General features: G+C 60.5%; 18 protein-coding genes. 14 read left to right on the top strand and 4 right to left on the bottom strand.

Annotated features, from left to right (window positions below):
- The 5 genes from NLI84_RS18320 to NLI84_RS18300 form a co-directional block, all read left to right on the top strand.
- On the top strand, window positions 1-357 hold a 357-nt coding region (locus NLI84_RS18320; RefSeq protein WP_255992270.1), incomplete at its 5' end, for a DUF2345 domain-containing protein.
- Window positions 358-359: 2 nt separating this feature from the next.
- Window positions 360-1,184, top strand: coding sequence for a DUF4123 domain-containing protein (locus NLI84_RS18315; protein WP_255992269.1), 825 nt, complete (start codon window positions 360-362; stop codon window positions 1,182-1,184).
- A 207-nt stretch (window positions 1,185-1,391) separates the two neighbouring features.
- Complete coding sequence (locus tag NLI84_RS18310; RefSeq protein ID WP_255992268.1) at window positions 1,392-2,141, top strand: DUF3304 domain-containing protein; 750 nt, start codon at window positions 1,392-1,394, stop codon at window positions 2,139-2,141.
- The gene (locus NLI84_RS18305; RefSeq protein WP_255992267.1) at window positions 2,142-4,562 is read left to right on the top strand and encodes a T6SS phospholipase effector Tle1-like catalytic domain-containing protein; all 2,421 of its coding nucleotides are present in this window, start codon (window positions 2,142-2,144) and stop codon (window positions 4,560-4,562) included. It abuts the gene before it with no gap.
- A 557-nt stretch (window positions 4,563-5,119) separates the two neighbouring features.
- The gene (locus tag NLI84_RS18300) at window positions 5,120-6,799 is read left to right on the top strand and encodes a sensor domain-containing protein (RefSeq protein WP_255992266.1); all 1,680 of its coding nucleotides are present in this window, start codon (window positions 5,120-5,122) and stop codon (window positions 6,797-6,799) included.
- A gap of 221 nt (window positions 6,800-7,020) precedes the next feature.
- Here NLI84_RS18300 and tssE read toward each other — a convergent pair whose 3' ends face one another.
- Genes tssE through tssJ form a run of 4 tightly spaced genes read right to left on the bottom strand, consistent with a single transcriptional unit; the run spans window position 7,021 to window position 10,198 of the window.
- On the bottom strand, window positions 7,021-7,509 hold the full coding sequence (tssE, locus tag NLI84_RS18295; protein WP_255992264.1) for a type VI secretion system baseplate subunit TssE: 489 nt from the start codon (window positions 7,507-7,509) through the stop codon (window positions 7,021-7,023).
- Between the two features lie 2 nt (window positions 7,510-7,511).
- The gene (gene icmH, locus NLI84_RS18290) at window positions 7,512-8,210 is read right to left on the bottom strand and encodes a type IVB secretion system protein IcmH/DotU (protein ID WP_255992263.1); all 699 of its coding nucleotides are present in this window, start codon (window positions 8,208-8,210) and stop codon (window positions 7,512-7,514) included.
- A 22-nt stretch (window positions 8,211-8,232) separates the two neighbouring features.
- Window positions 8,233-9,582, bottom strand: a complete 1,350-nt coding sequence (gene tssK, locus NLI84_RS18285; RefSeq protein WP_255992262.1) for a type VI secretion system baseplate subunit TssK — start codon at window positions 9,580-9,582, stop codon at window positions 8,233-8,235.
- A 52-nt stretch (window positions 9,583-9,634) separates the two neighbouring features.
- Complete coding sequence (gene tssJ / locus NLI84_RS18280) at window positions 9,635-10,198, bottom strand: type VI secretion system lipoprotein TssJ (RefSeq protein WP_255992261.1); 564 nt, start codon at window positions 10,196-10,198, stop codon at window positions 9,635-9,637.
- A 154-nt stretch (window positions 10,199-10,352) separates the two neighbouring features.
- Here tssJ and NLI84_RS18275 point away from each other — a divergent pair, with 154 nt between their 5' ends.
- The 9 genes from NLI84_RS18275 to NLI84_RS18235 form a co-directional block, all read left to right on the top strand.
- Window positions 10,353-11,174, top strand: coding sequence for a M15 family metallopeptidase (locus NLI84_RS18275; protein WP_255992260.1), 822 nt, complete (start codon window positions 10,353-10,355; stop codon window positions 11,172-11,174).
- 39 nt (window positions 11,175-11,213) lie between these two features.
- Window positions 11,214-15,011 carry a type VI secretion system membrane subunit TssM gene (gene tssM, locus NLI84_RS18270; protein ID WP_255992259.1) on the top strand — a complete coding sequence of 1,266 codons (3,798 nt, stop codon included), beginning with the start codon at window positions 11,214-11,216 and terminating at the stop codon, window positions 15,009-15,011.
- Between the two features lie 13 nt (window positions 15,012-15,024).
- Complete coding sequence (gene tagF / locus NLI84_RS18265) at window positions 15,025-16,047, top strand: type VI secretion system-associated protein TagF (RefSeq protein WP_255992258.1); 1,023 nt, start codon at window positions 15,025-15,027, stop codon at window positions 16,045-16,047.
- 56 nt (window positions 16,048-16,103) lie between these two features.
- Window positions 16,104-16,613 carry a type VI secretion system contractile sheath small subunit gene (gene tssB / locus NLI84_RS18260; protein ID WP_255992257.1) on the top strand — a complete coding sequence of 170 codons (510 nt, stop codon included), beginning with the start codon at window positions 16,104-16,106 and terminating at the stop codon, window positions 16,611-16,613.
- A gap of 3 nt (window positions 16,614-16,616) precedes the next feature.
- Window positions 16,617-18,101 carry a type VI secretion system contractile sheath large subunit gene (gene tssC, locus NLI84_RS18255; RefSeq protein ID WP_255992256.1) on the top strand — a complete coding sequence of 495 codons (1,485 nt, stop codon included), beginning with the start codon at window positions 16,617-16,619 and terminating at the stop codon, window positions 18,099-18,101.
- 55 nt (window positions 18,102-18,156) lie between these two features.
- Window positions 18,157-18,654, top strand: a complete 498-nt coding sequence (locus tag NLI84_RS18250; protein ID WP_255992255.1) for an Hcp family type VI secretion system effector — start codon at window positions 18,157-18,159, stop codon at window positions 18,652-18,654.
- A gap of 96 nt (window positions 18,655-18,750) precedes the next feature.
- A complete protein-coding gene (locus NLI84_RS18245) occupies window positions 18,751-19,176 on the top strand; it encodes an OmpA family protein (RefSeq protein WP_255992254.1) in 426 nt (141 codons plus the stop codon).
- Between the two features lie 54 nt (window positions 19,177-19,230).
- A complete protein-coding gene (locus NLI84_RS18240) occupies window positions 19,231-19,410 on the top strand; it encodes a hypothetical protein (protein WP_255992253.1) in 180 nt (59 codons plus the stop codon).
- A gap of 84 nt (window positions 19,411-19,494) precedes the next feature.
- The coding region (locus NLI84_RS18235) for a contractile injection system protein, VgrG/Pvc8 family (protein WP_308445838.1) at window positions 19,495-19,829 on the top strand (335 nt) is incomplete at its 3' end.

Below are 19,829 nucleotides of genomic sequence, written 5' to 3'. Positions count from 1 at the left end.
GACAAGGTGAACCTGAAGCTGATTGCCGCCAAGGGGCATGTGAACCTCCAGGCGCAGAGTGGCGATGTGGAGGTGGTGGGCGATAAGAGCCTGCGCATCTTCGCCAACAAGGAAAAACTGGAAGTCGTCGCCAAGGAAGAGTTGCTACTGACCTGCGGCGGCGCCTATATCCGGCTCAAGGGCGGCAATATCGAGGTGCACGCCCCAAGCAGCGAGAGCTTCAAGGGGGCGAGTTATTCGTTTACGGGGCCGGATAGCCTGCAGCCGCCTGAACTCCAGTTCCCGAACGGCGTATGCGAGAGCTGCATACTCAAAGCCCTGGAAGCAGGCAGCCCATTCGCAGCCAAGACCAATTAGCCATGCGCATCGATCCGTACGCCCCCTCCGCACAGCAGGAGCTTTGGTCAGACTGGCAAGTCGCAGCGGCAACGCAGTCCGGCCTGCAGCTCTATGCCTTGTTGGATCACGCTTTTCATCGCGCCAAGAAAAACAGCCTGACCCACCTAGGACAATGGCACTCGCTCTACGCCGGGCAGCCTGGGGCAACGCCAGACATCTCGCCCCTGTTGCAACGCGTGGCCCAAGCGGATGAGCCTCTGCTCTCTCTTGTCTCGCAATTGCTGGAGCGAACCCAAGGACAACCCAGCCTCAGTTTCATCGCCAGCGCCCAGCCGCTAGAGCGGCTACAGCAGCATTTTTCCCACTACGTGGACGTGGTCATTTTGCCGGAAAAGACACGCTACCTGCTGCGCTATGCCGACACCCGCATCCTGCCTCAGCTCCTGCTCACGCTGGATGAGGAACAACATGCCGAGCTATTGGCCCCTATCCATACCTGGTGCTACTTCGATCGTAAGGGTCAACTACAGACCATCAACGGTCTCAATCAGGACAAGATCGCCCGGCAGACGCCAATATTGAGCGCCAGGCAGTTCTACGCCCTGCTCGACAGCAGTTACCCGGACACGCTCGCCAACAGTCTGCGCGAAATGCACAGCCTCGCCGGATACCTGCCCATACAGCCTTCTTCGCTGCATGCACTCAGCCAGCGCCTGTATCAGGCAGCACTGGGACAAAACCTGCTGGAGCACCCGGACATTCTGGGCTACGCGGTGTCGTGCATCGCTCCTGCGCACGCAGATTCATCAGATTCAATGAATGGCTCGCAGGAACATCATGCCTAAGCCGGACAGCAGGGGGTTCTGTTGTTATGCGTCCTAAACTAACGCCACCGGCACCCCCGACAATTATCGGGAAATATTATTCAGCTTTATCACGCTTATCAAAAAGCAGGGCTAAAAGAGCCGGTATTGCAAAGGATGCCAGCAGGAAAAATATTCCACGCACGCCACTGCGATAAACCGTCATCAAACTCAGCCTCTTGGTTCATCATGCGCCTTGTCTATTTCCTCCTGATTTTCCTATTGCCACTGAGTGGCTGCCAGCCCAAACCTTCCATTGCGGTCGATGCGGTGGCGGCGAGCGCCCCTGCAGCCGACGCGAACTCTTTCCTGGCCAGTAGTCGCGGCATCAATTACGACCACGAGTTCGGCCATGACTACACACTGCGCTGGGCCGATGGCCCCGAGGGTGAGGCCGTGGGTGGTGGCAGCGTTGGGCCATTCGAGGACAGCGGCCAGAACTGCTGCATCAGCCTGCCCAAGCAATGGCGAAGCGGCCTCAAGCTGCAGGTGAAATGGACAGCGCTGGATCTCTCCACGCGCAAGAGTAATAAATGGAGAACGGAAGACCACCAAGTCGAACTGGAGATTCCGGAATATCGGGCACCCGGTGATCTCTATGTGCTGTTCTATCCAGGTCAAGCGGTAGAGCTGTTGGTCTCGGCTCACGAGCCGGGGACGACGGGCTGGACGGGCCGGGAAAAACAGCCGCCATTGGAAGCGTGTACTGCAAAGCACGGCCAGAAGGAGTGCATGAAGAGCTTCCCGAAATACCCACGCGACTCAAATGAAGCATTTGCCGAGCGCATGCGAAAGAAGTGCACTCCAGACGCTATAAAAAAATCCACCTACCCACCGGGAAGTCAAGCAGCATGTCAAAGCATGCAGAAAGAATGTCGAGAACAATGGGTTATTAAAGATAAAAAAATGTGCGAGTTCGACTATGTGGAGGCCGAGTAAATGAGCGCGCGCTTCGCCGAAAAACTGATTCGTGAAACACCTTTGTATTTGGAGACTGAAGAAGAAAAGGTCTCCAAGCTCAACATTGACAGACCAGCATGCGTGCAATGCGAAGAAGACATCTACCTCGGCTTCTTCTTCGACGGCACCAACAACAATAAATATCGGGATACGCCCGGGAACTGCCACACCAATGTAGCGCGGCTTTATGAGGCCTATGCCGGTAGCCCAACCGTCAATCAACTCGGCATCGTCAAGGGGGCGCCCAAAGCAGATGAAGGCCCAGCCTGGCCCAAGGAAATCCCCAGTAACAAGAACAACTACAGAAAAACCTATATTCCAGGCGTTGGCACGCCCTTCAAGGAATTGGGCGACAAGGGCGAAAACGGGAGCTTGCTGGACAAGGACAAGACATTGGGCCTGGCCATGGCCAAACACTCGGAGGTGCGGGTTTGTTGGGCACTATTGCAGGTAACCAACCATCTGCATGCCATCCTGGCGGAACCCAAGCCCAATCAGTGGAAAGTTGACACCACAATGGCGCAAAAAATGGAACAGGGTGAGACCCGGTATACGCCATCTTTGGGCCTTGGTGGAATTCCATTGCCAGTCAACGACTCACCCGCTGATGTTCGCAGTCGCGTACTCAAGGAGCGCGCAGCCGAGCTGAAGCAAGCCATCGACAAGAAACAGCCGCTTGGGAGACGTACCCCCAAGATTAGGCGGATCAGGATCTCCATCTTTGGGTTCTCTCGTGGCTCAGCCAAGGCCCGGCTCTTTCTCAAATGGTTGCTTGAAGCGTACGGCAGTGGAGTCGCTGGCATCCCGCTTAAAGTGGATTTCGTCGGCATATTCGACACCGTGGCATCCGTCGGCCTCGCCCAATCCGCCCCTGGGTTCGATGGGCATTTTTCTTGGGCAACTACGGGCAATATGGCCATCCCTGATGGAATACGTTGCGCTCACTTGGTTGCGGCACATGAGGTTCGCGGATCCTTTCCTCTGGACGCAATCGGCGGGGGTGGCTTGCGCAAGGAAATTGTTTACCCCGGCGTGCATTCAGATGTCGGTGGCGGCTACCCCCCTAAAGACCAAGGCCGAGCGGTAGGTGGTGATAGCGAGAAACTGTCACAAATCCCGCTTGCTCAAATGTATCGGGAAGCCTTGATTGCTGGTGTGCCTTTGCTGCTGGAAGATGAATTCAATACGGCCGCACGCAAAAATAATTTCAAAATTGCCGACTCAACCATTGCGACATTCAATGCATATGTAGAAGCCACCCAAAATGGCACTCCAGCGACGCCCCCGCAAAACGTCAACAAGAACACACTTTATCCAGTTGAAAGACAACCGCGGGACACATTGCAGAACATCATGTGGCATCATCAGGCGTTTTATCTGAAATGGCGCCACTTGATGCTGGGAAAAATCCACCAACTCCCGAATCTAGTTCAGACAAGCACTCCTACGCGAGAACAGGACATTCAGGACTTCAAGAAAACAGATGACGATCTGAAACTGGAACTGGAATTTGTACGCAGCAACAACCCATTAAAATACACATCTGTCGATGACACTGCAATCGACGTGGGAACATCTGGTGTAATTCTCATTCCAGGAATTGGCCCGTTGGCCTCAGCGGGGGCCAAAGCAATGCTGGTCAAAATCCTGAAGGCAAAGCAAGCCGAATGGGACAATGGAATCAGGGCCGCCTGGGGGGAAGGCACAACTCCTCGTGTTCCTGAAGCAGCTAGCCGTTTATTCAGCACGCTAGTGCACGACTCGCGCGCATGGTTTAAGCCCTTTGGTCCAGACGACGATGATTGGTATAAGCCTGGAGGCGGAAGAGACCAAAAGACCGCAGAAAAGACAGCCCGTCATCGGGGCGCAATCCACGAGTGTCAGATTTTAAAGCAACGCCATCAAGCAAGATTGGGGCAACTAAAAAGCCAACCGGGTGGCTCAGAGTCTGCAGCATACAAGCAAAGCCAACAATCAATCGAAGTGCTGGACGCCAGAATTGCGAAGGAAGAGCAGGCCATCGCAGCAATCAAGGCCCAACCAACGGTCATTGAGAAAGGCCACGAACCCTATAAAATGTGGGGCTACTTACGTCGCCGCCGCGTTTACCATGCTGACGGTGGCGTCACACAGGTCACCGCCGAAGAGCGGAATGAGGACCAACTCGCTGAAATCGCTGAAGAAGGCAAACAGCGCCGAGCCCAAGCGCGCGAATATGAAACCAAGCGCTATGAAAATATTCGCCGGCAACAAGAACAAGGGGTCGCAAGAGTCAAGCAGCGTTATGCCGAACGAGGGATGTCGGACGTGGATTACCGCGACTACATGCAGGTGAGTCAAGCCCGGATGAAAGAAGCCGCCGCCGACTATGAGCAAGCAATGAAAGCCTTGAGCGACTAATCGGCAAGCGACGCATTCGCCACATTTAAAAGGTCACATCGGTGGCCTTTTATTTTCAATTTGCAATCGTATTGCCCCCAAGCAGCCGCGATGGCTTGCCAGTCAGCGAGCGCTGACCACACGATGCGCTGAAGAAGGGGCTTGCTACACGTCATCTTGTGAGCAGGAGCGCGGGGCTCATTGCAACCGGGGCAACGATTTGCGCTGCTGGCTTGTACTTCGTAACTGAGCAAAGAGCCGCTAGCAAACCTCGTGCGGCGTTGCTAGCGGCGATCAACCGGACACCCTTGGGGCGCAGGCAGTGCACGACAACCGGTCTACGAGGGCAAGGCTGAACTGGATGCGGTACCGCATCGGCGGTCCGTACGGCTAGGGGCGCAGATACTCCCGGCCATGTATCCCCGCACTATGCCCGCATCCTGTCTGGCCCCTGCCAGTGCGTCAGAGCCGGAGCACTGTCTCGTTTTTGAGCTGCGAAACCCCAGCTACGCATTCAACTATGCTGTGGGGACGATTTCCTGCAGCCCGGCAGGTCGGCTGCGTCGCGGAGAATCAAGATGATCTATCCGACCATCTCCATGCTTGCTCAGTCCATCGAGGACCTGGGCGCGCATGCCAATATTCGGGTCCACCCCAGACAGATCTGGCTCTGGTCTTGCGATGCCGAAGGCATGTTCGATTTCTTCAGCCCCTCCTGGCTTGCGTTCACCGGGAGTGAGCTTGCCGCTGAACTGGGGCAAGGGTGGCTGGGGCGGGTGCTCCCGGAGGATAGGGCCTTGCTGTGGGGCGATATCCTCGATGCCCTCCAGCGAGCCATACCCTGGCAGCGTCAATTTCGCCTCAAGCGCCACGATGGCGCCTATCACCCGGTGTTGATGAGTGGCGTGGTGCACCATGGAGCTGATGGGCGCTTTGCCGGTTTCACCGGGTATTGCATCGACATCACCCAGGATGAAAAGGGCGATCCGGCGGCGTCTCTGCCCGATTCCCAGCTGATCAGCCTGCTCGAGCAAACACGGCTCTTGGCCATGGTCATCGATTGCAACGGGATCATCTCGTTCAGCAACGCGCAGTTGCGCGATGTGCTGGGCCAGCCGGAGGAAGCGCTGCGCCATACCTCCTTTTTTGACCATTTCCAGGCCGACCATCCGGATCTTCAGCCGGAGCAGCTAGCTTCGAATGGCGGGCAAATCCGTCAGATTCCGGTGGAGTTCGAGGCGACCACGTCGGCCGGGCAAACGCCACACCGCATACTCTGGCATGCCATGGCGCAGCGGGATTATGCCGATACCCTCACCGGCGCGGTGCTGATCGGCGAAGACATCACGACACGGCAGATTGAGGAAGACAAACTGATACTGGCGGCGAAGGTGTTTGAAAGCTCGCGTCTGGCCATGGCCATCGCCGATGAAAAAGGCCGGATCTTGTCGGTCAACGATGCCTTCACCCGGCTGACCGGCTACAGCGAAGCGGAAGTGCAAGGGCAGAACCCACGCATCCTGCAATCGGGTCGCCACACCCCCGAGTTCTACAAGGAGATGTGGGCGATCTTGAATGCCACCGACCACTGGCATGGCGATATCTGGGATCGGCGCAAGGATGGCACCATCTATCCGAAATCGCTCTCGATCAATGCCGTGCGGGACGAACAAGGCCGGATCACCCACTACAGCAGCATTTTTTCGGATATCACCGAGCGCAAGCAGATCGAGGAAAAGCTCTCCCGCCTCGCCCATCATGATGCGCTCACCAAACTGCCCAACCGCATCCTGCTGCGGCAGCAACTCGGCAAGGCCATACTCAGCGCGGATGACGACGGTGCGCGCGTGGCCGTGCTCTATATCGACCTCGATCGATTCAAACAGGTGAACGATAGCCTGGGCCACGCGGCTGGCGACCAGGTGTTGCTGGAGGTGACCCGGCGGATGAAGGGGTGCGTGCGCGTCAGCGACATGGTGGCGCGGGTCGGCGGCGATGAATTCATCGTGCTGCTGCCCAGCGTGGTCGACGCGGATGCCGTGGGCCGCATCGCCGACAAAATCGTCGAAGTGCTGAAGCAACCCATCGCGCTGGGGCAATACGAAGCAGTCTGCACGCCCAGCATCGGCATCAGCCTGTTCCCGGATCACGCTCGCGATATCGATGCGCTGATCCATGATGCCGATCAGGCCATGTACCAGATCAAGACGACGACCCGCTGCGGTTATCACTTCCACGCGCTGGAAGACGAAGACTGAAGCGATCCGCACCATGACACCGCGGGGATGAAGTCAGGGGTGGCCAACCAGGCGCATTGGACGCGTCCGGCAAATACCGTTCATCGTCCTTTGCTATCGCAGTGAGGCTCGGCCCTTCCCGCGCCCAGCTCGATCGCAGCGACTAGCGCAGTCCGCACGCCCTGCCCTGCGGCAACGCGCCTTTCCGTTCCCGGCGTGGCGCGCCGATCCCCGCTCCCCGGCTAGCGCTGCCCGCGCACCTGATAGGAATTGGACGACAGCTGCAGCGTGGCGTCGAAAGTAACCGGAGGGCGGTGGGGGTGGACCTTGAGCACGGCGTCGACGCGAAAGCGCAGCAGGCGCTGGCCGTCGTCGGGCACGTCGAGGGAGATGCGCACACGGGTAAGGCGGGGCTCGTGCCGTTCGATGGCGCGGCGCACCCGCTCGCGCAGCTGTTCTCGGTCATCCGGGTTGAGCAGCGAGAGGCCGGAGAGATCCGGAATGCCGAAGTTGATCACCGAATCGGCGGCAAGCGGGTGCTGCTCGAACAGCTCTTCGAACTCCACCACCCGGGTATTGAGCAGCGCCTCCAGATCACGCGCCAGCGCCGCCTTGAAGTCGACCAACTCGAAATATAGGGCGCTGCCCTGCTGGGGCTGCTCCGGATTGTCGTCGAGCAAGCGATCCAGCACCGAGGGCAACGTGACCGACTGGCGACGAGCGACGCTCATGGCTACAGGCCGAGGAACCGATCCACCTGATTGCCGAGCAACACGCGGTAGACCACGAAGATGGATACGGCCACCACGGCCAGCAGCGCGAAGTAGAGCCAGAGTGGCAATTCGTTGCGCACGAAGGTCTGGAAGCGGTGCGGCAGTTTCCAGTTCGGCGCGAACTCGGCCTTGCCGCCGCGCACCTGCTGGATTTCCTGGCCGACGCGATGCGTGAGGTAGCCCAGCTTCTCGGTGCCTTCGAGCAGGTATTTGCCCTGGAAGCCCAGCAGCAAACAGGTATGGAACACTTCCAGTGCTTCCACGTTCTTGCCCGGATCCATGCGCAGCATCTCCAGGCGATCGAAGAAGCCTTCGCCGGCCAGATGCTCGCCAAAGAGGCGCAGTTGCAGCGGCATGCGTTCCCACTCATCGCGCAGCGGGAACTCCGACGACAGCACGATCTCGTCCATCAGCGCACAGAACGCATACTTGCCCTGCTCGATCTGGTCGCCAGCCTTGCCGAAGTTGCGCGCGGTCTTGTCGTAGTGCACCAGGAACTGATCGACCCTGCGGTTGAATTCGGCGCTGGAATTGGGCGCATTGCCGTCGCGCAACAGGAACAGCAGGTAGACGCCGTCTTCCAGCAAATCGCGCAGCGCGGGGGCGGTCGGGGTTTCAACGGTGAGCGGGTGGGCCAGTTCGGCGGTGGCAGCGGTCATGGTTTGATTCTCCAGGCGGGGTTCAACGGAACACCGCGATCAGTTCGAGCTTGAGGCCGGCCAGCGTCTGCGGCACGTAGATGCAGACGGAACGCGACTGCAGCATGCGCTGGAAGATGTCGCCGCGCGGCTCAAGCGCAAAGTAGTGGTTGCCAACCCGCACCGGGATGGCAGACGGCGTTTGCTGGGCGTGGGCCAGGCTGACCCCCCGCAAGGCGGAGTTGAGGATCTTTTCCACGTCGTCCGGCGCGCCGATCTTGAACTTGAACGGCACCGTTTCGATGACCTGGGCAGCCGGCAGATCGCTCTGGATCGATAGGTAGTAGTCGACGTTCTCCAGCAGCCGGTCGCTTTCCAGCCGGCCGATGTAGAACGAGGGCTTGGGCGACGTCAGTGGGATGACCGCATAGCGCGCCGAGATCACGGTATCGAGCAGCTCGCGCACCATCTCGTCGAGCTTGGGCAGCGTATCCGATAGCTGATCGTGCCGATAAGGCGGCAGATCGGCCAGCGTATAGATGCTGGAGAACGTCAATAGCTCGCCGCAGAATTCGGCGAGCGCCAGGTAGAACTCCTCGGGGTGCAGCGGATCGGCGTGCAGCAAGTGATTGAGTCGCGCAAAGTTGCGGTTCACCGTATGCAGCAGCCAGAACGAGGCGATATCGGTGGTGCCGTACTCCATCACGTTCTTGGCGCGTTCGCGGTGCGCCCCGGCCAGCGCTTCGCTCTTCACCAGCAGGATGTCGAGCAGCCGGCGGATCATGCGCGGCAGCAGCGCGGCGGCGCTCGTGGTCACCACCGGCGGCAGGTATTCCTCGTCCAGTCGCCACTGGCTGGTCGCATCCTTCACCAGGCGCGCAATGGGCACCGAATCGTAGCCATCACGGTTTTCCTCCTGCACCATCAGCCGCACGTCGAGTTCCAGCGTGGTGAGGTCTGCCTCCAGCGCCTGCGTATACAGATCCGCCACGGTGTGGTGCGCGTTGCGAAAACGCGACGGCCGGGCGCTGGGCGCATCGGCATTGGCCGTGTTGCCGCCGTAGGGGTTCAGATTGGGCAGGCAGGCGTAGAGCGTGGTTTCCACGTTGACCTGCGGCAGCTCGTTCAGATCGCGTGACAGCGGCAACGGCTCCTTGGCCGGCGCGGCGAACTGGGTGCCGTCGTGGAAGATCAGGTCGAGCGCATCGGCCCGGATCAGGCCATTACGCAGCGCGGCCAGATCGAGCTCCAGCCGACGAAGCCCCCAGGCGTGCCGCCGTACGGACTGCAGCGCCTCGGCGACCGCATTGTCGGCGAGCAACGCCTGCTGCTGAAAATGTTGCGGGCGAAGGAACATGCCTTCGCCCCACAAAACGCGTTTTGCCTTGAGCATCGAACAGGTACCGGGTAGCACGCCGGCGGCTCATGCCGCCGGCCAAGTGTTGTTATTTCTTGGAAGGCTTGGACGCAAACGCAACGCATTCGGGCGTGTAGTTCGCCGATTGGCCCGGAATCAAGATAGCCTTGGGCTGGAGCAGCCTCAGATAGCAATCCTGCACCGCGAAGCTCAGGCCCTTGCTGCGTACATCGTCCGCATCGACCAGGAAGCGCCAGTTCTGCGCATCGGGCCGGCGGAAAAAGCCCACCACACCGACGTACTTGGCTTCGGGCATCAGCTTGTCGGTGAGCTTCTGCGTTGCGCCAGGCACCAGCACCACTTCGGTACGCGTCACCATTTCCTGAGGGAACAGTTCAGCATCGCTCTTACCACTGGCCACCGCGTCGAAAGTGAGACGCGTAAACTCATTTTTTTCTTTCAGCTGATATAAGCGGACCACAACCGAAAGGGATTTGCCATTGATGTCACGGTTGATGATCTGCTCTGCAGTACCGCTAATCGGGTATTCTTTCGGCACGCTTTGGCAACCCGTAACCAGGGTTACAAAACACACCGAAGTCAGCAACCTGAGCCAGTTTTTGCTTACAGAGAAAAGTGGAAGATTACGCATCGTTGGCCACTCCCTTTTGATAATTGTGAGCGAATATTATACATTAGCGTCCAGGCGTTACCGCAAGTCCCAGATGCAAGTTCGTAGGCGACGAGCAAGTTCGGCTCATCTCGACAACACATTACAATATACTTTCTTAAGATTTTCGCTACACATGTCGCAGTCCAGTGTCTGGTGGGTGTTCCTGCCCATGCTCGGCGTACTGCTCAGCCTGGGCTGGGTGGGATGGCGCTTTTTCTACGCTGCGCCGGGCGTACGCCAAGGCACGCCGGTACCCACGACACACGCCGCACCACGACTTGAACGGCCCAAGCGCGAATGGCCGAAGTTGCCCAAGCTGCAATTGCGGCTGCGTTGGCGGATGCTGCTGTGGCCGCTGGTGGGCCTCCTGATCATAGGCAGCAGCATCGTCATTACGCTGCGCCTGGCCGGCTATCACGTACTGGGGCCGTTTGCGCCGCAGACTTACGAGCGCGGCCAACATATCCAGATGGCGCTGGAAGGCGAAAAACTGGTTCCACCGCCGCCGCTCCCCCCTTCCGTCTTCATCAGCGCCGAGCGCCCTTCGCTCGCTTCCGCCGACCGGGACTGGAGCAAACTGGATCCCCGCTTCACCCAAGCCGTGCTGATAGTGATGGCACGGATGCAGGAGCGCGGCTATCCGCTGGCGCTGCTGGAAGGCTACCGCTCGCCGGAACGGCAGGATGCGCTCGCCAATGGTGAACAACATGTGACCAATGCTACCGCGTTCCGCAGCAAACACCAGTTTGGCCTTGCGGCCGATCTGGCACCCATGCGTGATGGCAGGATCGTGCTGTCCGAGCGCGATTCCTGGGCCTGGGAGGCCTATCAGGCGCTGGGTGAGGAAAGCGAAGCCGTCGGGCTGACCTGGGGCGGCCGCTGGTCGTTCAAGGACTATGGCCACGTCGAAATGAAAGGCAGCATCGCCTCGCTGACCAAGGCGCAGCCGCAATAAAACCGATTCAAAAGAAGATGTTGTACTAGGGAAGACGTAATGAAACGCTGGTTGAAAAACGCAAAAGTAGCCTCGGCGATCGGGTTCCTGATCCTGATCGTACTGATCTGGTTCATCGGCCCCTTCCTCGGCCTTGAAAGCATCGAATCGCGGATGATGTGGATCTTCGGCGTGATGATGCTGTGGGTGCTGACGCTACTGGTCGGCCAGCTGCTGGCCAATCGCGCGGGCGGGCTGATCGAGAAGATGCTGCAGCGCCAAGCCGACGACGCGGTGATGGGCGCCAGCGCCGACAAGCGCGCCGAAGTGAACCTGCTGCGCCAGCGCCTCCTGGGCGCCATCGATACGCTCAAGACCTCCAAGCTTGGCAAGGCGCGCGGCAACGCTGCGCTGTACGAGCTGCCCTGGTACATGATCATCGGCCACCCGGCAGCCGGCAAGAGCAGCGCCATCCTGCAATCGGGCCTCACCTTCCCCTTCAGCGACAAGAGCGGCATCCAGGGCGTGGGCGGCACCCGCAACTGCGACTGGTTCTTCGCCACCGAGGGCGTGCTGCTCGATACCGCCGGTCGCTATGCTACGCAGACCGAGGACCGCGTCGAGTGGCTGGAATTCCTCAAGCTGCTCAAGCGCTATCGCAGCAAGGCGCCGGTGAACGGCATCCTGGTCGCGATCAGCCTGCCCGAGCTCGCCCAGCACCGCTCGGAAGGCTTCGCCATTTACGCGCGCCAGATCCGCGAGCGCATCCACGAAATCGAAGACATCTTCGGGCTGCAGGTGCCGGTGTACCTCGTCTTCACCAAGCTCGACCTGCTGGGCGGCTTCGCCCCGTTCTTCGAAGAAACCGACGACGCCGAACGCAATCGCGTCTGGGGCGCGACGCTGACCCACGATCAGGGCGGCGGCTTCAATATCCGCCGCGTGGTCGACCAGCAGTTCGAAACGCTGTTCCGCGGCCTGAAGCAAATCGGCGAGGAAAAACTCGGCATGGCGCGCGGCGCCAACGCCAAGCCTTCGCTGTTCGCCTTCCCCATCGAGTTCCATGCGCTCAAGGAAGGACTGTGCCACTTCGTCGAGCTGCTGCACGAAGAAGATCCGTACCACGCCAAGCCGTTGCTGCGCGGCTTCTACTTCTCGAGCGCACTGCAAGAAGGCGTTCCGCGCATCGCCGCGGCCGCGCGCGTGTCGAGCCAGTTCGATCTCAGCCGCAATGGCTTCGAAACCAGCCAGTCGCCGGCCTCGCACAGCTACTTCCTGCGCGACCTGTTCCGCGAAGTGCTGTTCCCGGATCAGTACCTGATCATGCGCCAGACCAAGCCCGGCGGCAGCCGGCTGCGCCTGGCCGGCATGCTCGGCGGCCTGTCGGTGCTGGCGTTGATCGCCGGCCTCTTCACCTGGTCCTATATCGGCAACCAGAAAATGATCGCGGCCGTGGACGCCGATCGCGCCGTGGCGAGCAAGTTGATCGCCAGCGCTCCGCTCTACGACAAACTCAAGGGTCTCACCCTGCTGCAGAAACGGCTGGAAGAACTGCAGCACTACCGGGTCGACGGCCATCCGTGGCAAGTCAGCATGGGTCTGTACCAGGGCGACAAGCTGGAAGCGGCGCTGCGCAAGCAATACTTTGAAGGCGTGCGCACTGCGATGCTGGAGCCGGTGAAGACCAACCTGGAGAGCACACTCAAGCAACTGGCCGGCGCCGAGATCCCGGCCGCCAAGCCCGCCGTCATCGAGCAGCCGGCAACCGACGCACCGGCGCGTCCGGCCGCACCGCGCCGCGCGCCGCGCAGGCCCGGCCTGCCGGTGATTCCGCTGCAGCAGAGCATGGGCCAGGGTGGCTTTATGCGTGCGTCGTTCCAGCTGGCGGCCAACGAAGTCACGCCCGTGCGTGAACCAGCTGCGACCACGCCGAGCGCTGCACCAGCGCCGGCCAAAGCCGATACCCAGACGCTGGACCAGGGCTACAACGCACTCAAGACCTATCTGATGCTGGCAGAACGCCCGCGCCTGGAGGCTGCACACCTGTCCGACCAGCTGCCGCGCTACTGGCGCCCGTACCTGGAAGCGCAGCGCGGCTCGCACAGCCTGGACGAGATGAATGCCCAGGCCGAGCTGCTGGTTGCCTTCTATATCTCGCAACTGCAAGCACCCGATCTGCCGCTGATCCAGAACCAGACCAGCGTGGTCGAGGATGCGCGCAAGACCTTGCGTGGCTCGTTGACCCGGCTCTCGGCCAAGGAGCGCGTGTACAACGAGCTCAAGGCCCGCGCCAACACCCGCTTCGCGCCGCTGTCGGTCGCCCGCATCCTGGGCGGCAAGGACAGCACCATCATTGCCGGCAGCGCCATGGTTCCGGGCGCCTTCACCCGCGAAGCGTGGGAGAAGTACATGCAGAACGCCATCGTCGAGGCGAGCCGCGGCGAGATCAAGAGCGACGACTGGGTGCTGGCTTCCTCGCTGCAGGACAACCTGGGCAAGGACAGCGACGCGGACAAGAACCGCGTCGAGCTCGAAGCGCTGTATCGCGCCGACTACGCCAATGCCTGGGTGAAGTTCCTGCAGGGCGTAGCCATCGCCAACCAGAGCGATGTGGCACAGGCCGAACAGGCAATGGGGCGCCTGGCCGATCCGCAAGGCTCGCCGATCAAGATCCTGCTGCAACGCGCCGCCTACGAAACCGGCTGGGACAATCCGAGCAATCTGTCCAATACCGTCGAGGACGCCAAGCAATCGGTGCTGGAAAAGACGGCCGAACTCATCAAGGGTGACAGCCAGGCTCCCAATGCCAACCAGGGCAGCCGCTACGGCTCGCTGGGCCAGCAGTTCGCCGTACTGGCCAACGTGGCCGGCAGCGACAAGCAGCCATCGCCATTGATGACGGGCTATCTGGAGCAACTGGGCAAGCTCAAGGGCAAGCTCACCGCGCTCGCCGCCAACGACGACCAGCCGACTGCCGCGCGCCAGCTGATGCAAGCGACGCTCAACGGCGCCGGTTCGGAATTCGCCGACACCGCGCAGTATGTCGACACCACCATGCTGGGCGCGGCCGACCAGGCCTCCAAGGACATGCTGCGCCCGCTGCTGGTACGCCCGCTGCTGCAAAGCTATGCCGTGCTACTGCCGCCGGTCGAGCAGGATCTGAACGCCGCCTGGCAGCGCGAGGTCTATGGCCAATGGCGCACGCTGGCCGGCAAGTACCCGTTCAGCGATTCGCAGAACGAGGCGCAACTGGCCGACATTGCACGCTTCGTGAAGCCGAACGACGGCACGCTCGACAAATTCATCGACAAGTACCTGAATGGCCTCGTACTCAAGCGCGGCAACCAGCTGGTTCCGCGCGCCTGGGGCAATCAAGGCCTGCGCTTCAACCCGGCCTTCCTCGCCGGCGCGGGCCGCTTGTCGTCCGCTGGCGGCACGCTGATGCAGGATGGCGGCGAAGCCTCGCGCTTCGAGCTACAACCGGTGCCGACGCCAGGTCTGTCGGAAATCATGGTCGAGATCGACGGCCAGACGCTACGCTATCGCAACGGCCCGCAACCGTGGCAGGCCTTCAGCTGGCCGGGCAACGGCGCCCAAGGGGCACGCATCCAGGTGGTGGCGTTCAATGGCGCAACTTCGGTGGTGACCAGCCAGCAAGGCCGCATGGGCCTGATGCGTGTGATCAGCCAGGGCCGCATGAGCGAGCAGGACGTCAATGCGGGCCAGCTGGAGTGGCATTTCAAGGGCTCGGGTGATGCCGATACCGTGAAACTGAACTTCCGCATGGTCAGCGGCGTGAACCCTCTGCAATTGTCGGGGCTGCGCCGGATTTCGCTGCCAGAACGCATTACGCAATAAGACGGGAACGACCATGCCGATCAGTTTCATGCGCACCCAGGACGCTTTGCCGCAATACTCCGTATTCGGCAAGCTGCCGCGCCGGGCCGATTTCGTCCGCATCAACGCGAGCCACCCGGTCGCGCAGGAGTTCGACGAGCTGCTCGCCAAGAGCCTCACGCTCGCGAGTCAGCAACCGGGCTGGAATGAGGACACCTACCTCAATGCCGGGGCCAGTGACTTTCACTACACCTCGAACGATGGCCGCTGGTGCTTCTTCGGCGTGCTGCAACCGAGCCGCGACGAGGCAGGCCGTCTTTACCCGCTGGTGGCGGGTGCCATCCTGCCAGCACAGGCTGTCGCCCCCCATGCCGCCGAGCTGTCGATCGCCAATGAGTTGTTCTTTGCGGGCTTACGTGACCAGTTAGCAACGGCTATAGACAACTCCGTGGAGATGCTCGCTTGTCGGCAATTTCTCGACGCCCAGCTGACGCAAAATGCGCATGCCAACGCCGATGTCGAGCTTGCAATCCAGGTGCTGGAGCGTCATCTGAAGCGCACCGCGGCCTCCCAGTTGCAGGCCGATCTGGCGGAGGCCGGGCATGGTGAACTCGATGCCCACCTGCTTGCCTTCGTGTTTTACGCCGAGTTGCTGCGTCGCTACGGCGCCAGCGCCCCCAAGCAAGTGGTATTACTTCCTCTACCAAAAAAGGCCGGCGAAGACACCCTGGGCCAGGCCACCTGGCTCGCCATATATCGAGCATCGATGCGGGTTTCCGCCTCGCGCTTCCCCGATTTCATCAGCGTCGTCCGTAATGGAAGGCGCTATCTGGCTGTTGCACCAGAGCGTTTCAGCGAGCGTTTTCTCGCCGTGCTCTGGGGCCTGGAGCCCGACCCGCTGTCGGTGCTCGACGTCAACGCGGAGGATGCGCCGTGGACGCATCACCAAGCGTATGCCGAGGCATCTTACATCCTCGGCAGGCAGTTGCAGGACCCGGGATTCAACCTCGAATCCTTACTTTCCATTACGAAAAAGCTTACGACAAGCCTTGCTTGAAGATGCCATTTCGTTGTACTTTTTACACACTTTCGATTTGATCGAGGCAGCCCATCATGGCTAAAGAAAGCACCCAGAAGAAATTGTCGCGCGTCCGCCCGCCACGCGTGCAGATTACATATGACGTCGAAGTGGGCGATGCCATCGAGACCAAGGAGCTTCCTTTCGTACTCGGCGTGCTTGGAGATTACTCCGGCCACAGCAAGCAACCGCTGCCCAAGCTGAAGGAACGCAAGTTCGTCCAGATCGATCGCGACAATTTCGACGACGTCCTCAAGGGCATGGCACCGCGTCTGGCCATGCGCGTCGACAACAAGCTGCAGGACAGCGACGGCCAGATGTCGGTCGAGCTGGAATTCAACGAACTGGCCGACTTCGAGCCACAGAACGTCGTCAAGCAGGTCGAACCGCTGCGCCAGCTGCTCGACGCGCGCCAGCGCCTGTCGGATCTGCGCAACAAGATGGTCGGCAACGACAAGCTCGAGGAACTGCTCGACGAAGTCGTACGCGATACCGAAAAGCTGCGCGAAATCAGCAAGGCCCATGCGGGCAAGGCGGAGGAATAAGCGATGAGTACCGAACAACTCGCCCAATCCGCGCCGCAATCGGCCGAATTCGCCGGCAGCAGCCTGCTCGATGCCATCATCGACCAGAGCAAGGTTGCGACCAACGAGACCGAGAAAGGCCACACCCGCGATCTGATCAGCGAGCTGGTCGAACAGGTGCTCTCCGGCACCGTGACCGTATCCAAGGATCTGGCTGCCAGCATCGATGCGCGCGTGGCCCAGCTCGACGCGCTGATTTCCGGCCAGCTCAACGAGATCATGCACCAGCCTGATTTCCAGAAGCTGGAAGCGTCGTGGCGCGGTCTCAAGTACCTGATCAGCGAATCGGAAACCAGCACGCAGCTCAAGATCAAGGTGCTGAACGTCTCGAAGAAAGACCTGATCAAGGACTTCAAGAGCTCGCCCGAATTCGACCAGAGCGCCCTGTTCAAGAAGATCTACGAAGAGGAATACGGCACCTTCGGCGGCGCGCCGTACGCCGGCATCGTCGGTGACTTCGAGTTCACCCGCCATCCGGAAGATTTCTACCTGCTCGAAGAGCTGTCGCACGTCGCAGCCTCGGCCCACGCGCCGCTGATCAGCTCGGCCGCGCCAGGCCTGTTCGGCCTCGAAACATTTGCCGACATCGGCAAACCGCGTGACCTCGCCAAGATCTTCGATACCGTCGAGTACGCCAAGTGGAAGTCGTTCCGCGAATCGGAAGACTCGCGCTACGTCGGCCTCGTGCTGCCGCACGTGCTGGGCCGCCTGCCCTATGGCGCCGAGACGCTGCCGGTTGAGGAATTCAACTTCGAGGAAGACGTCGACGGCACCGATCACCACAAATACCTGTGGACCAATGCCGCCTACGCCTATGCCGCCCGCCTGACCGATGCGTTCTCGCAATTCGGCTGGCTGGCCGCAATCCGCGGCGTGGAAGGTGGTGGCCTGGTCGAAGGCCTGCCAACGCATACCTTCAACACCGATGACGGCGAAGTCGCGCTGAAGTGCCCGACCGAAGTGGCCATTACCGACCGTACCGAGAAGCTGCTGTCGGACCTGGGCTTCATCTCGCTGGTGCATTGCAAGAACACCGACTACGCGGCGTTCTTCAGCGGCCAGTCGAGCCAGAAGGCCAAGAGCTACAACACCGATGCCGCCAATGCCAACGCGCGGCTCTCGACCCAGCTGCCGTACATCTTCGCGGTATCGCGGATCGCGCATTACATGAAGTCCATCATGCGCGACAAGATCGGCAGCTTTGCCTCACGTCAGAACGTGCAGGATTTCCTCAACACCTGGCTCGCGCAATACGTGCTGCTGGATGACTCGGCCTCGCAGGAAGCCAAGTCGAAGTATCCGCTGCGTGAAGCGCGTGTCGATGTCGTGGAAGTGCCGGGCAAGCCGGGCGTCTATCGCGCCGCGGCCTTCCTTCGCCCGCACTTCCAATTGGACGAACTCACCATTTCGTTGCGCTTGGTGGCCGAACTGCCGAAGTCGGCCCGCTAAGTGACGAAACAGCGAGCGTAGTAGCGTTTAACACACTTGATATTGGAGACACTCAATGGCTTTTGATGCATTCCTGAAGATCGATGGCATTCCTGGCGAGTCCACTGACGACAAGCACAAGGACTGGATCGAAATCAAATCGTTCGCGCACAAGCTCGAGCAACCGGCTTCGGCCACCGCTTCGTCGGTTGGCGGCGCCACCGCAGAACGCGTGAACCACAGCACCTTCGACATCGTTCACCTGATCGACAAGGCCAGCCCCAAGCTGTACGAAGCCTGCTGCACCGGCAAGCACATCAAGGACGTCACCCTGGAACTGTGCCGCGCTGGTGGCGACAAGGTGAAGTACCTGGAAGTGAAGCTCGAGCAAGTGCTGATCTCCAAGGTCGTGCCGCAAGGCTCGTCCAACGACGAAGGCTTCCCGTCCGAAGGCGTGTCGTTCAGCTACGGCAAGATCAAGTGGACCTACACCCAGCAGAAACGTGAAGACGGCGCCGGCGGCGGTAACGTCAGCGCAGGCTGGGACCTGACCGCGAACAAGACCATCGCCTAAGCGACGGTTGCGTGCTCCGACCCACCTCAGGGTGGGTCGGTTTTTCTTTTTTCCTGGAGAACCCTCACCATGCGCCTCGTCGTTGGCATGATTGGCATGATTGCCGCAGCGCTGCTGGTCGGTTGCGAAACGCCACCGAAGGACACTGCGAAGAAAGAAGAAAGCAAGTGGGTGCGCAAGGACGCACCGGTCGACGCCGGCAAAACAGTCACGCCAACCCCGGTGCCGGCTGTCGTCAACAAAGACCCGAAAACCTTCGATTTTGAATCCATGAGCATCAAGCTAACCCCGGCCGAAGAAGCCCGCGTCGCGCTGCTCGTGGAACAGGCCAAGAGCGCCACCACCATCTCGATTCGCGGTTTTTGCAACCGCAACGAGGTGGGCAACGCCAAGGATGCCGCCATCGCCCGTGCCAATGCCGTGCGCGAGGTGCTGGTCAAGGGCGGCGTGCCCAGCAGCAAGATTCGTCTCCGCTTCACCACCGACGAAGCGCGGCATGCCGCTGTGGTGGAATTCCAGTAATACCGTGACCGATCGCGGGGCCGTGGCCCTGCTCACTTTTTTTGCCGGCTGGCCATGACTGCTCTTCCTTCGCTGACCGACCTGCTCGCCTCCTTCGCCGCGGCCTTCACCCAGGACCAGCGCCTGGTCACCCTCCACCTGGGCGACGGGGGGAGTTTTGGCGAACAACTGCTCCCCCAGTCGGTAGCCGGTGAGGAAGCGTTATCGCAGCCCTCTCGCTACCAGGTCGAATGACTGTCTCTTTCCGTTGATCTTGAGGTGTAGTCGCTGCTGGGGCTGTCGGCCCAGCTGGGGATACTCACCCGCGACGGTGGCGAGGTGGTGCGCTGTGGCGTGGTCACTTCCGCCCAGGCACTGCCGTCCGATGGTGGTTTTGCCCGTTACCGCCTGATCATCGAGCCGCCACTGTCGCTGTTGCAGCACCGGCGCACCAGCCGGGTGTTCCAGGATCTGTCGGTGCCCGATATCGTCAAGGCGGTGCTCGACGAACATATCGGTGCCAATCCGGTATTCGGCGCGACCTTTGCCGTGCAATTCCAGTTGAGCGCGAGCTATGCCCCGCGTTCCTACTGCCTGCAGTACCGCGAATCCGATCTGGCCTTCGTCAGCCGCTTGCTGGCCGAGGAAGGCATTGCCTGGCGCTTTGCCCATGA

Origin of the sequence: Chitinolyticbacter albus, assembly GCF_024437655.1 — a bacterium.
In the GTDB taxonomy this organism is placed as follows: domain Bacteria; phylum Pseudomonadota; class Gammaproteobacteria; order Burkholderiales; family Chitinibacteraceae; genus Chitinolyticbacter; species Chitinolyticbacter albus.
Note: the sequence above shows the minus strand (reverse complement) of the source record. Positions and strands in the feature narration are given on the sequence as shown.

Excerpts from the sequence above, each read along its gene's own strand:
- NLI84_RS18315 (WP_255992269.1), top strand. The coding sequence starts at position 360 with ATGCGCATCGATCCGTACGCCCCCTCCGCACAGCAGGAGCTTTGGTCA.
- NLI84_RS18300 (WP_255992266.1), top strand. The coding sequence starts at position 5,120 with ATGATCTATCCGACCATCTCCATGCTTGCTCAGTCCATCGAGGACCTG.
- NLI84_RS18250 (WP_255992255.1), top strand. The coding sequence starts at position 18,157 with ATGGCTTTTGATGCATTCCTGAAGATCGATGGCATTCCTGGCGAGTCC.
- NLI84_RS18310 (WP_255992268.1), top strand. The coding sequence starts at position 1,392 with ATGCGCCTTGTCTATTTCCTCCTGATTTTCCTATTGCCACTGAGTGGC.
- tssK (WP_255992262.1), bottom strand. The coding sequence starts at position 9,582 with ATGCTCAAGGCAAAACGCGTTTTGTGGGGCGAAGGCATGTTCCTTCGC.
- NLI84_RS18245 (WP_255992254.1), top strand. The coding sequence starts at position 18,751 with ATGATTGCCGCAGCGCTGCTGGTCGGTTGCGAAACGCCACCGAAGGAC.
- NLI84_RS18240 (WP_255992253.1), top strand. The coding sequence starts at position 19,231 with ATGACTGCTCTTCCTTCGCTGACCGACCTGCTCGCCTCCTTCGCCGCG.
- NLI84_RS18275 (WP_255992260.1), top strand. The coding sequence starts at position 10,353 with ATGTCGCAGTCCAGTGTCTGGTGGGTGTTCCTGCCCATGCTCGGCGTA.
- tssE (WP_255992264.1), bottom strand. The coding sequence starts at position 7,509 with ATGAGCGTCGCTCGTCGCCAGTCGGTCACGTTGCCCTCGGTGCTGGAT.
- tssC (WP_255992256.1), top strand. The coding sequence starts at position 16,617 with ATGAGTACCGAACAACTCGCCCAATCCGCGCCGCAATCGGCCGAATTC.
- tssM (WP_255992259.1), top strand. The coding sequence starts at position 11,214 with ATGAAACGCTGGTTGAAAAACGCAAAAGTAGCCTCGGCGATCGGGTTC.
- tssJ (WP_255992261.1), bottom strand. The coding sequence starts at position 10,198 with ATGCGTAATCTTCCACTTTTCTCTGTAAGCAAAAACTGGCTCAGGTTG.
- tagF (WP_255992258.1), top strand. The coding sequence starts at position 15,025 with ATGCCGATCAGTTTCATGCGCACCCAGGACGCTTTGCCGCAATACTCC.
- NLI84_RS18305 (WP_255992267.1), top strand. The coding sequence starts at position 2,142 with ATGAGCGCGCGCTTCGCCGAAAAACTGATTCGTGAAACACCTTTGTAT.
- icmH (WP_255992263.1), bottom strand. The coding sequence starts at position 8,210 with ATGACCGCTGCCACCGCCGAACTGGCCCACCCGCTCACCGTTGAAACC.
- tssB (WP_255992257.1), top strand. The coding sequence starts at position 16,104 with ATGGCTAAAGAAAGCACCCAGAAGAAATTGTCGCGCGTCCGCCCGCCA.